General features: G+C 64.0%; 13 protein-coding genes. 7 read left to right on the plus strand and 6 right to left on the minus strand.

The genetic code is table 11. From position 1 onward, the window contains the following. The first annotated feature begins 28 nt into the window (after positions 1-28). The 3 genes from ligA (at position 29) to FQU74_RS19690 (ending at position 4,459) form a co-directional block, all read left to right on the plus strand. The gene (gene ligA, locus FQU74_RS06350; protein WP_146285567.1) at positions 29-2,152 is read left to right on the plus strand and encodes an NAD-dependent DNA ligase LigA; all 2,124 of its coding nucleotides are present in this window, start codon (positions 29-31) and stop codon (positions 2,150-2,152) included. Continuing rightward, complete coding sequence (recG, locus tag FQU74_RS06355; protein ID WP_146285568.1) at positions 2,152-4,236, plus strand: ATP-dependent DNA helicase RecG; 2,085 nt, start codon at positions 2,152-2,154, stop codon at positions 4,234-4,236. Before ligA ends, recG begins: the two co-directional genes overlap by 1 nt. 97 nt (positions 4,237-4,333) lie before the next feature. After that, a complete protein-coding gene (locus FQU74_RS19690) occupies positions 4,334-4,459 on the plus strand; it encodes a hypothetical protein (protein WP_268236743.1) in 126 nt (41 codons plus the stop codon). 135 nt (positions 4,460-4,594) lie between these two features. Here the strand turns inward: FQU74_RS19690 and FQU74_RS06360 are convergent, their stop codons facing one another. After that, positions 4,595-5,038, minus strand: coding sequence for an iron-sulfur cluster assembly scaffold protein (locus FQU74_RS06360; RefSeq protein ID WP_146285569.1), 444 nt, complete (start codon positions 5,036-5,038; stop codon positions 4,595-4,597). A 66-nt stretch (positions 5,039-5,104) separates the two neighbouring features. Here FQU74_RS06360 and hisI point away from each other — a divergent pair, with 66 nt between their 5' ends. Continuing rightward, positions 5,105-5,464: a phosphoribosyl-AMP cyclohydrolase gene (gene hisI, locus FQU74_RS06365; RefSeq protein WP_146285570.1), complete on the plus strand. Its 360-nt coding sequence runs from the start codon at positions 5,105-5,107 to the stop codon at positions 5,462-5,464. A 58-nt stretch (positions 5,465-5,522) separates the two neighbouring features. Here hisI and rplI read toward each other — a convergent pair whose 3' ends face one another. Genes rplI through rpsF form a run of 3 tightly spaced genes read right to left on the minus strand, consistent with a single transcriptional unit; the run spans position 5,523 to position 6,783 of the window. Beyond that, entirely contained in the window at positions 5,523-6,092 is a 570-nt protein-coding gene (gene rplI / locus FQU74_RS06370) for a 50S ribosomal protein L9 (RefSeq protein ID WP_146285571.1), read from the minus strand. Between the two features lie 11 nt (positions 6,093-6,103). Further along, positions 6,104-6,331, minus strand: coding sequence for a 30S ribosomal protein S18 (rpsR, locus tag FQU74_RS06375; protein WP_023666208.1), 228 nt, complete (start codon positions 6,329-6,331; stop codon positions 6,104-6,106). Positions 6,332-6,354: 23 nt separating this feature from the next. Beyond that, positions 6,355-6,783 carry a 30S ribosomal protein S6 gene (rpsF, locus tag FQU74_RS06380; protein ID WP_146285572.1) on the minus strand — a complete coding sequence of 143 codons (429 nt, stop codon included), beginning with the start codon at positions 6,781-6,783 and terminating at the stop codon, positions 6,355-6,357. 243 nt (positions 6,784-7,026) lie between these two features. Here rpsF and FQU74_RS06385 point away from each other — a divergent pair, with 243 nt between their 5' ends. Together FQU74_RS06385 and FQU74_RS06390 are read left to right on the plus strand one after the other, a co-directional pair. Then, positions 7,027-8,004 carry an XdhC family protein gene (locus FQU74_RS06385; RefSeq protein WP_229704309.1) on the plus strand — a complete coding sequence of 326 codons (978 nt, stop codon included), beginning with the start codon at positions 7,027-7,029 and terminating at the stop codon, positions 8,002-8,004. After that, complete coding sequence (locus tag FQU74_RS06390; RefSeq protein ID WP_146285573.1) at positions 8,004-8,996, plus strand: molybdopterin-binding protein; 993 nt, start codon at positions 8,004-8,006, stop codon at positions 8,994-8,996. Before FQU74_RS06385 ends, FQU74_RS06390 begins: the two co-directional genes overlap by 1 nt. A 45-nt stretch (positions 8,997-9,041) precedes the next feature. On the opposite strand, the gene infC is transcribed toward FQU74_RS06390, so the two are convergent. Further along, on the minus strand, positions 9,042-9,530 hold the full coding sequence (gene infC / locus FQU74_RS06395) for a translation initiation factor IF-3 (protein ID WP_229704308.1): 489 nt from the start codon (positions 9,528-9,530) through the stop codon (positions 9,042-9,044). 272 nt (positions 9,531-9,802) lie between these two features. Between infC and FQU74_RS06400 the strand changes: the two genes are divergently transcribed. Continuing rightward, positions 9,803-10,429, plus strand: a complete 627-nt coding sequence (locus FQU74_RS06400) for a hypothetical protein (RefSeq protein WP_229704307.1) — start codon at positions 9,803-9,805, stop codon at positions 10,427-10,429. Positions 10,430-10,508: 79 nt separating this feature from the next. Here the strand turns inward: FQU74_RS06400 and FQU74_RS06405 are convergent, their stop codons facing one another. Then, entirely contained in the window at positions 10,509-11,333 is an 825-nt protein-coding gene (locus FQU74_RS06405; protein ID WP_146285574.1) for a ferredoxin--NADP reductase, read from the minus strand. Positions 11,334-11,354: the final 21 nt, after the last annotated feature.

The following is an 11,354-nucleotide window of genomic DNA, read 5'->3' on the forward strand; positions in this document are numbered from 1 at the left end:
ATACACCTTGCGCAAAGGGGAGATGATCATGCCCAGATTGAAGGCGGTTGAAGACCTGACCGAGGCAGAGGCGCGCGACGAGCTTGCACGCCTTGCCCATGAGATCACGCAGGCGAACGAGGCCTATCACCTGCGCGACGCGCCTGAGATCAGCGACGCTGATTACGACGTCATGCGCCAGCGCAATCTGGCCATTGAGGCCCGTTTTCCAGGACTGAAACGCGCCGACAGCCCATCCGGGCTGGTCGGGGCCGCCGTGGCTGATGGCTTTGGCAAGGTTCGCCACGAAGTGCGGATGCTCAGCCTCGAGAATGCCTTCGATGAGACGGATGTTGCGGATTTCATCGCACGCATCCGCAGTTATCTGGGCCATGACGGTGCGCTGGCGTTTACGGCCGAACCCAAGATCGACGGGCTCTCGCTCAGCCTGCGGTACGAGGGGGGGCGCCTTGTGCAGGCGGCGACCCGTGGCGATGGCGAAACCGGTGAGAATGTGACCGAGAACGCCCGCACCATCGCCGACATTCCGCAGACCCTTGAGGGTGCCCCCGAGGTCCTTGAAGTGCGCGGCGAGGTCTATATGGCGCACGCCGATTTCACCGATCTGAACGCGCGGCAACAGGCGGCGGGCGAGAAGACCTTTGCCAACCCGCGCAATGCAGCGGCGGGATCGTTGCGCCAACTGGATGCCCGCATCACGGCGGCGCGCCCACTGCGTTTCTTTGCCTATGCCTGGGGGGCGCTGTCCGAACCACTGGCAGACACGCAATTCGGGGCCATTGATCGCCTGCATGCGCTTGGTTTCAAGACCAATCCCCTGACCCGGCTTTGCGATGATGCCGACGGGCTGCTTGCCCAGTACCGGGCCATCGGCGCAGAGCGCGCGATGCTGGGCTATGACATTGACGGCGTGGTCTACAAGGTCAACGACCTGACACTGCAGCGCCGCCTCGGGTTCCGCGCAGCCACCCCTCGCTGGGCGATCGCGCACAAGTTCCCGGCAGAACTAGCCTGGACACGGCTGGAGGCGATTGACATTCAGGTGGGCCGGACGGGTGCGCTCAGCCCTGTCGCGCGTCTGCGGCCGATCACCGTGGGCGGCGTGGTTGTCTCGAATGCCACATTGCACAACGAGGACTACATCGCCGGGCGCGACGCAAAGGGTGAGCCGATCCGCGACGGCAAGGACATTCGCGTCGGGGACTGGGTGCAGGTTTACCGTGCCGGGGATGTCATTCCCAAGGTGGCCGATGTGGACCTTGCCAAGCGGCCCGATGGCGCGGTTCCCTTCGTTTTTCCACAGGTCTGCCCCGAATGCGGCTCTGCCGCCATCCGCGAAGAGGGGGATGCCGTGCGGCGCTGCACCGGGGGACTGATCTGCCCGGCGCAGGCGGTCGAGCGGTTGAAGCACTTTGTCAGCCGAAATGCCTTTGACATCGAGGGGCTTGGCGCAAAGCAGGTCGAGGCTTTCTTCAACGATCCGGAACTTTCGGTCCGAACCCCTGCCGACATCTTCACCCTTGCCGAGCGTGATGCCGCCAGCCCATTGAAAAAGCTGAAGAACCGGGATGGCTGGGGGGAAACCTCGGCACGAAAGCTGTTTGCCGCAATCGAACAGTGCCGGACGATTTCGCTGAACCGGCTGATCTTTGCGCTTGGCATTCGCCATGTCGGTGAAACCTCGGCCAATCTGCTGGCGACGCATTACGCGACCTGGCCTGCCTTCGAGGCGGCAATGACCGCCGCCGAAGTCGGCGCGGGGGCCGAGTGGGCGGAGCTGACCGGTATCGACGGCATTGGCGCGGTGCTCGCGACATCGCTCATCACCGCCTTCCACCAGGACGCCGAACGCGCCGAGATTGACCGGCTGGTCGCCCATCTCGACGTGCAGCCGGTGGTGCGGCGTGTGGCGGCGGACAGTCCGGTTGCAGGCAAGACGCTCGTTTTCACCGGCACGCTGGAAAAGATGACACGGGCCGAGGCCAAGGCGCGGGCCGAGGCGCTTGGGGCCAAGGTGTCGGGCTCGGTCAGCGCCAAGACCGATCTGGTGATCGCGGGACCGGGGGCCGGATCCAAGGCCAAGCAGGCCGAGGCGCTTGGCGTGCGCATCATCGATGAGGATGAGTGGCTGGACCTGGCAGGGCGCGCCTGATGAGCCGCCCGGCCGTTCTGTTCCCGCTGTTCGCCGATCTGGTCACGCTTGGGGGCGTTGGCCCCAAGACAGCCAAGGCGATGGCGGGGCTTGGGGTCGAACGGCCAAAGGATCTGCTGTTCCTCTTGCCGCATGGCGGCGTGGACCGCAGGCGCCTCGATTCCGTCCGTGATGCGACCCTGCCAGCGACCGTGACGGTTGAGGTCACGGTGGGCGCCCATCATCCGCCAACCGGGCGCGGGCGGTCCTATCGCGTCTCTGTCCGCGATGCCGCGCAGGACTTTCAGATCGTGTTCTTTCATGCGCGCGGTGACTATCTGAAGTCGCTGCTGCCGATGGGGCAACGCCGCATCATCTCGGGTCGGGCCGAGATGTTCGATGGCGTGGTTCAGCTGGTCCATCCGGACCACGTTTTGCCCCCGGAAGAGGCCGACGATCTGCCGCGGTTTGAGCCGGTCTATCCCTTGACTGCCGGCCTTGGGCAAAAGCAGGTGGCAAAGGCGGTGGCTGCCGCGCTTGACCGTCTGCCAGACCTGCCGGAATGGATCGACCTGCCGCTGCGGCAACGCGAGGGCTGGCCCGATTGGACCGATGCGTTGCGCAAGGCCCATCATCCCGATGGCGCGGCCGATCTGGCGCCAACGGCACCCGCGCGTCAGCGTCTGGCCTATGACGAGATGTTTGCCCATCAGCTAACGCTCGCCCTTGCGCGGCTGCGGGTGCGGCGCGGTAAGGGCCGCAGTTCGCGCGGCACTGGAGCTTTGCAGCAGAAGGTTCTGAAATCGCTACCATATGAGCCGACGACAGCGCAGGTTCGTGCCAGCGCCGAGATTGCCGCCGATATGGCATCCGACCAGCGGATGAACCGGCTTTTGCAGGGGGATGTCGGCGCCGGAAAGACCCTGGTTGCGTTTCTCGCGCTGCTGGTTGCGGTCGAAGCGGGCGGTCAGGGCGTGATGATGGCCCCGACCGAGATCCTCGCCCGCCAGCACCTTGAGGGGTTGCAGCCGCTGGCCGAAGCCGCGGGCGTCCGTCTTGAGCTGCTGACAGGGCGCGACAAGGGGGCGGACCGCGCCGCCAAGTTGCGGGCGCTTGCGGCGGGAGAGATCGGTATTCTTGTGGGCACCCACGCCGTGTTCCAGAAGGATGTGGTCTTTCACGACCTGCGGCTGGCGGTGGTGGACGAACAGCACCGCTTTGGCGTCGCGCAACGCATGGAGCTTGCCGGAAAGGGGATTGCGGCCGATGTTCTGGTGATGACCGCGACCCCCATTCCGCGCAGCCTCGCACTGGCAAGCTATGGCGACATGGATGTTTCGGTGCTGGATGAAAAGCCGGCGGGGCGCAAGCCGGTCAAGACCGCACTGGTCACCACGCAACGCATGGACGAGGTCGTGGCCCATCTGCGCGCCGCGATTGCCGAGGGACGGCAGGCCTATTGGGTCTGTCCCCTGGTCGAAGACAGCGAAGTGGTCGACTATGCCAGCGCCGAGGCGAGGTTCCAGCATCTGCGCGCTGCCCTTGGCGATTGCGTGGGTCTTGTGCATGGCCAGATGCCGCCCGCCGAAAAGGACGCCGCCATGGCGCGTTTCGTGGCCGGTGAGACGGCCGTTCTGGTTGCGACGACGGTAATCGAGGTGGGGGTGAACGTGCCCAACGCCTCGATCATGGTAATCGAGCGGGCCGAGATCTTTGGCCTCGCGCAGCTTCACCAATTGCGCGGGCGTGTGGGGCGAGGCACGGCGCAGTCAACTTGCCTGTTGATGTATCAGGCCCCGCTCAGCGAAGGGGGGCGTCGGCGCCTGTCGATCCTGCGGGATACCGAGGACGGTTTCCGCATCGCCGAGGAGGATCTGGCCATTCGTGGGGCGGGCGATCTGATCGGCACGGCGCAATCCGGTCTGCCGCGCTTTCGCATCGCCGATCTGGAACGGCAGGCCGCCCTGATGGCGGTGGCGCAAAGCGACGCCCGTCGGCTTTTGGCCGATGATCCGGGGCTGGAAAGCGACCGGGGGCGGGCCGCGCGCAACCTGCTGTGGTTGTTGGATCAGGACCGGGCGATCCGTCTGATCTCGGTCGGCTGACACGCCATTCTTAGAATGTTCCGAAATGTTCTTAAAAAGTTCTTTACTTTGTTCGCGCAGGGTGAGAACAATATGGGAACAAGCAACGGAGGTCGCCATGCTGAAGGAAGTGAAAGCCGTCTTCTCCCGTTCATCCGCCACCATGGTGGAGGATGCCGTTGGAACTGTCGCGATCTTCGCGCTCTTGTTGATGGGGCTGCATCTGCTGCCTGCTGCCGTCTGATCTGACGGACCGGATTTCTGCCTGCGGTCTGCGCCTATGGCGCATCGTTCCCCAAGCGATGCCTCGCGTCACTGTCCCGACGCCCGCCCTGCCAGACACGCCACTTCCGCCGCGAGTATCTCGCGGCGGTTTTTTTTAGGCGGCGGCTGTTTCTGCGGCGGCCATCGCCTCGGCCAAGGCCTCGATCGACAGCAGTATCGAGGCATGACGATTCTTGTAATCCCGCGCGGGGATCAGAACCTCGAACCCGTCGAACGGGGCCGAAGGCGGCGGCGCGCCCTCTTTCAGCATGGCCTTGAGCGCATCTCGCGCGGCCTCCACCTCGGCCCGGCTGCGCCCGATGGCCGAGGCGCCGACGACAGCCGCTGCCGCCTGACCAAGCGCGCAGGCCTTCACATCCTGAGCGAATTCCGCGACGCGGCCATCCTTCATCACCACCTCGGCTGTGACGGTCGAGCCGCACAGCGGCGACCGGCGGCGCGCGCTGCCTTGGGGGGCCGGAAGGTGACCCAGATGCGGAATATCGGCCGCCAGTTCCAGAATCCGGCCGGAATAGAGTTTCACCAGATCGTCGCTCATGCTTTTCTCCGCCGTCCTCTGGGCATAGATAGACCCGCGAATAGCCTTTGCAAAGGAGCCTCACGCATGGACTTTGATCCCGCGAGCCTGAAATACGACGCGAATGGCCTGATCCCGGCGATCGCGCAGGACCATGCCTCGGGTGAGGTGTTGATGATGGCGTGGATGAACGAAGAGAGCATCGCCCGGACACTCCAGACCGGCAATGTCACCTATTGGTCGCGGTCGCGGGCAAGCTTCTGGGCCAAGGGCGAGACCTCGGGCCACGTTCAGCGCCTGATCGAGTTGCGCATCGATTGCGATCGCGATTGCCTGCTTTTGCTGGTGACGCAAGAGGGGCCAGCCTGTCACACCAATCGCCGTTCGTGTTTTTACACCGCATTGCGTGATGGCGCCGAGGTGGTGATCACCGAGCCAATGTGCTGAGCGCATAAAAAAACCGCGCGAGGGGGTGCCCCGCGCGGTTTCATCTCTGATCGGTCGATCACTCGTCCGAAGCGGCAGCGCCAACTTCGTCGAACAGCTCGGCGATCTCGAACTCGGCCGCAGCATCAGCTTCGGCTGCCAGTTCCTGGATCGATTTGCCCGAAGCCTGCAGTTCGGCTTCTTCGTTCGAACGGGCCACGTTGATCGTGACTTTGACCGAAACTTCCGGGTGCAGGACAACCGTCACGGTGTGCAGGCCCAGGTCCTTGATCGGACGGTCCAGCACGACTTGGCCGCGCGAAACGGTGAAACCGCCCTCGGTCGCGGCATCTGCCACGTCGCGGGTGGTGACCGAGCCATAGAGCGCGCCCGAATCCGATGCCGAACGGATCACGATGAAAGCCTGACCGTCGAGCTTGGCGCCCACGACTTCGGCTTCTTTCTTCGTTTCCAGGTTCTGCACTTCGAGTTGGGCCTTGCGGGCCTCGAACGACTTGATGTTGGCGTCGGTCGCGCGCAGCGCCTTGCCTTGCGGCAGCAGGAAGTTGCGGCCGTAGCCGTCCTTCACCTTGACCACATCGCCCATCTGGCCAAGCTTGGCCACGCGCTGAAGAAGGATCACTTGCATGTCAGCTCTCCTTATTTCACGGCGTAGGGCAGCAGGGCCAGGAAGCGGGCGCGTTTGATGGCCTGGGCCAGTTCACGCTGCTTCTTGGCCGAGACGGCGGTGATGCGCGACGGGACGATCTTGCCGCGCTCGCTGATGTAGCGCTGCAGCAGACGGACGTCCTTGTAGTCGATCGCAGGAGCATTGTCGCCCGAGAACGGGCAGACCTTGCGGCGGCGGAAGAAGGGTTTGTTTGCCATGTTCTGGTCCTTTCCCTTTCAGATCAACGACGACGGTCGCCAGCGGCGCCGCGGTCACCGCCACGATCGAAGCTGCGCTCACGACGCTCGCCCTCGGGGCGGTCGCCACGCTCGCCGCGCTCGCGGTCGTCACGCTTCTGCATCTGGACCGAAGGGCCCTCGGCATGGGTGTCGACCTTGATGGTCAGCACGCGCATGACGTCATCATGCAGACGCATCAGGCGTTCCATCTCCTGCACGGCAGCGGCGGGCGCGTCCGATTTCAGGAAGGCGTAGTGCCCCTTGCGGTTCTTGTTGATCTTGTAGGCCATCGTCTTGACGCCCCAGTATTCGTGTTCAACGACTTTGCCGCCGTTGTCTGCGAGAACCGTGGAGAAATGTTCGATAAGACCTTCGGCCTGCGCGTTGGACAGATCCTGACGCGCGATCATGACATGCTCGTAAAGCGGCATGTAAGCTCCGTATCTTCAAGGCGCATTTCATAGGTCGGGCCGGTGGTCCTTCTGCGGCCCGTCCACGAGAGGCTGCGCCGGTTCATGGGTATTGCAGAAGGATGGGGTCGCATACACGCGAAGGGGCGGGTTTGCAAGCTGCAAGATGGCCGGGGGGCGATACGGGCCGGAAGGCGTTTGCCTTTCGTGCTGCATATGCCAATCTGGGCGAAGTGGCGCAAGTGGCGACGGGGAGGGGGCCTCATGTCCGAAATGGCACGCGCGCGGCATGACCAGATCGCCGAGACCGCGTTGGAGTGGCATCGCACGGGGCGGGGTGCAGTCCTGGCGACGGTTGTCGAGACCTGGGGATCCGCCCCCCGGCAGCCCGGAAGCCAGCTTGTGATCGATGCCGAGGGGCGGATCATGGGCTCGGTCTCGGGCGGCTGTGTCGAGGGTGCGGTGATCACCGAGGCGCAGGATGCCCTGGCGGATGGCCAGTCGCGGGTTCTGACATTCGGTGTCAGCGACGAGACTGCCTTTTCCGTGGGCCTCGCCTGCGGCGGCACCATCCGCGTGCTGGTCGAGCCGGTGGGCGCGGGTATGCCTGAGCAGATGCTGGCCGATCTGGTTGCCGCCCGTGCCACACGGCAGGCGCGCGCCTATCAGGTGAACCTACAAAGCTGGGAGCGGCGGCTGACCGACGGCGCCGATGTCGCCGCGCGCATGCGGTCGGACAAGTCGGGGATGGAGGAGGGCGACTGGTTCGTTGCAATCCACAACCCTGCGCTGCGTATGGCCATCGTGGGGGCCGTGCATATTGCGCAACCGTTGTGCCAGATCGCGCGGGCCTGCGGATATGACGTAACGCTGATCGATCCGCGGGGCGCCTTTGCCTCGGCGGAGAGGTTTCCGGGTGAGCATATCCTCGACGATTGGCCGGATGAGGCGCTGGCAGCGCTCGGGCTCGATGCGCGCACCGCCGTCGTCACCCTGACCCATGACGCCAAGCTGGATGATCCGGCCATACGCGCGGCGCTTGGCTCGGATTGCTTTTATCTGGGCTGCCTTGGCTCTGCCCGCACCCATGCCAAACGGGTGGAGCGGCTGACCGAGGCGGGCTTTGCCGATCGGATCGGACGCATCCATGCCCCGGTCGGGCTTGATATCGGTGCCAAGACCCCGGCCGAGATTGCCGTCTCGGTCATGGCGCAGGTGACACAAGTCCTGAGGCACGGCTGATGCGTTTTGGTCCCGTTCCGCTTGAGCAGGCAGAGGGTGCCATTCTGGCGCATCGGATAGAGGCTGCGGGGAAGGTTCTTGCCAAAGGCAGTGTCGTGGGGCCAGAGGCATTGTCGATCTTGCGCGCGTCGGGCGTGGACTCTGTCATCGTAGCGCGCCCCGATCCTGATGAGGTTGACGAGAACGAGGCCGCCGCCCGACTGGCTGCCGCCCTTGTGCCGGAGGGTACGCCCGGTCTGCGATTGACCAAAGCCAGCACCGGCCGGGCCAATGTGATGGCGACGGGGCCGGGTCTTTTCCTGCCCGATGTCGCGCGGATCAATTCGCTGAATGCTGTGCATCCGATGATTACACTTGCGACACTGCCCGCCTTCACACGTGTCGAGGATCGCGCGATGGTAGCGACGGTGAAGATCATCGCCTACGCGGTGCCCGAAGCCGCGCTGGCCAAGGCCTGTCACCACGCCGTGGGGGCCATGCGAGTCGCGCTGCCCGCCTTGCGCAGCGCAACGCTGATTGAAACCACGCTGTCAGATGATCCCATGCCCGAGAAAGGGCGTAAGGCCGTCGAGTTGCGCATTGAGCGCCTCGGAGGCGTGCTGGATGCGCGCCAGGTCGTGCCGCATCGAACAGAGCCTTTGGCAGAGGCGATCCGCGCGGCGAAGGGGGATGTCATTCTGGTGCTGACAGCCTCGGCCACATCCGACGAGAATGATGTGGCGCCGGCAGCCCTGCGTCAGGCTGGTGGGCGGCTTGAGCGGTTCGGCATGCCCGTCGATCCGGGGAACCTGCTGTTCATCGGTGATCTGGCGGGGCGGCCGGTTATCGGTCTTCCGGGTTGCGCGCGCTCGCCCGCGATGAATGGCGCTGACTGGGTGCTTGAACGCGTCTTCTGTGGCCTGCAGGTCAGCGGTGCCGACATCGCCGGGATGGGAGTTGGCGGGCTCTTGAAAGAGATCCCGCAGCGCGGACGACTCAGGTCACAGGAATGAAAACGGGGGCCCGAGGCCCCCGTATCCGTTCGATCGATGATGCGCTTACTTGGGCGCGATCATCATCACCATCTGCCGGCCTTCCAGCTTGGGCATCGATTCGATCTTGCCCGTCTCGGTCACATCGGCCGCAACCCGGTTCAGCAGTTCAAGGCCAAGTTCCTGGTGTGCCATCTCGCGGCCGCGGAAGCGCAGGGTCACTTTCACCTTGTCGCCTTCGGCCAGGAACTTCTGCACCGACCGCATCTTCACATCATAATCGTGGTCATCAGTGCCCGGACGGAACTTGATTTCCTTGATTTCGATGATCTTTTGCTTCTTGCGCGCCTCTGCTTCACGCTTCTGCGTCTCGTACTTGTACTTGCCGAAGTCCATGATTTTGCAGACCGGCGGTTCCGCGTTGGGCGAGATCTCGACCAGATCGAGCCCAGCCTCTTCCGCCATCGCCATTGCCCTGGCGGGTGTGACGACACCCACATTCTCGCCATCAGCGCCGATCAGGCGAATTTCAGGGGCGCGGATGCGTTCGTTCACACGGGGGCCCGTCTCGCGCTGCGGAGGGGCATTGTGGGGTCTGCGGGCTATGGCCTTTATCCTTCTGTCATTAAGGTGCGCGCGCGGAAAATAAAGACAGCGGCGGCGCAATTCAACCGGAATCGCAGTGACTTTGCGGCGGGCTTTCGCGCATGATGCAAACCGAGGCAAATCCTCGCAGCATTTTTTGATCGAGATCTTTCATATTCGCGTCGTCGATGCCATCTCATGCCGGCGACTGTGCGAGAAACACAGCAAGGAAGGAGAACGGAATGAGCAACAAGGTCATCATCGGTGCCGTTGTAATCGCGGCGGCCGTGGCGGGCTACTATTTCATGGGGCGCCCGGCCGATCAGGTGGCAGAGGATGCCGCCAAGACCGCAACCGAGGCCGCCGGCACGGCGACTGACGCCGCGAAAGCGGCAGGCGAGGCCGCGACGGATGCGACCCAGGCTGCTGCCGGTGCTGCAACTGATGCCGCGACCGACGCCGCGGGTGCTGCGACCGACGCGGCAAGCGAAGCGGCCACCGCTGCAACCGACGCCGCCGAAGCCGCGACCGAGGCTGCAGGTGCTGCTGCCACTGCCGCGACCGATGCGGCTGCTGACGCGGCGGCCACCGCTGCCGGTGCCGCGACCGATGCCGCTGCCGCAGCAGGCGCTGCCGCAACTGACGCGGCGAACGCCGCCGGTACTGCGGTTTCGACCGCTGTGGGCGACATGGCGGCCGTGCTTGACCCGGCAAACTTCGATGCGGCCAAGATCAACGCCCTGATCGACGGCTCGTCGCTGTCGGCCGAGGTGAAGACCACGCTGAAAACCGCAGTGGATGGCGCGGCGAAGAACCCCTCGCTGGTCGAAGCTGCGGTCAATCAGGTCAAGACCGCGCTCGGGATGTGATCTGACAGACTTGAATGACGAAACGCCGCGAGTTTTCTCGCGGCGTTTTCTTTTGTGTCAATGCGTTGCGGCGAAAAGTTCAGATGCCGTCGCCGACAAATGCCTTTTCGACCACATATTCGCGGGGCTCGGAATTGGCGCCTTCGCGCAGGCCGAAACCTTCGAGCACTTCCATGACATCCTTGTTGAAGGCAAGGCTGCCGCAAACCATAGCGCGGTCGGTTTCGGGGTTCATCGGCTCCAGCCCCAGATCGGCAAAGACCTTGCCGCTGGTCAGGTTATCGGTGATGCGCCCCATGTGGTGGAACTCTTCCCGCGTGGTGGTGGGATAGTATTTCAGCTTGTCGCCCACCAACTCGCCGATCAGTGGATCGTCCTTCAGGCTCTCCACCAGTTGCCGGCCGTATTCCAGCTCGGCCACGGTGCGGCAGGTGTGCATCATGATGACTTCGTCATACTTTTCATAGGTTTCCGGCTCGCGCATCAGCGAGGCGAAGGGGGCGATGCCGGTGCCGGTCGCAAGGAACCAGACCCGCTTGCCGGGCAAGAGCGCGTCATGGACCAGCGTGCCGACGGGTTTCGGACGCAGGATAATCTGGTCGCCCGGCTGGATATGCTGCAGCTTTGACGTCAGGGGGCCATCCGGCACCTTGATCGAATAGAACTCAAGCTCTTCGTCCCATGCGGGAGAGGCAATGGAATAGGCCCGCAGAAGCGGCTTTCCATTCTCGCCCAGCAGGCCGATCATCACGAACTCACCCGAGCGGAAGCGCAGGCTTTGTGGCCGCGTGACGCGGAACGAGAACAGGCGGTCCGTCCAATGCGTGACCGAATTCACGGTTTGCGCGTCGGGCAGGGTGACTTTGGTCGCGGCGGTGTCGGACACGGGTTTTTGCTCGGTCATGGGATATCGGTTCCTGAATAT

It is taken from the genome of Gemmobacter aquaticus (assembly GCF_007859075.1).
GTDB classification, from domain to species: domain Bacteria; phylum Pseudomonadota; class Alphaproteobacteria; order Rhodobacterales; family Rhodobacteraceae; genus Gemmobacter; species Gemmobacter aquaticus.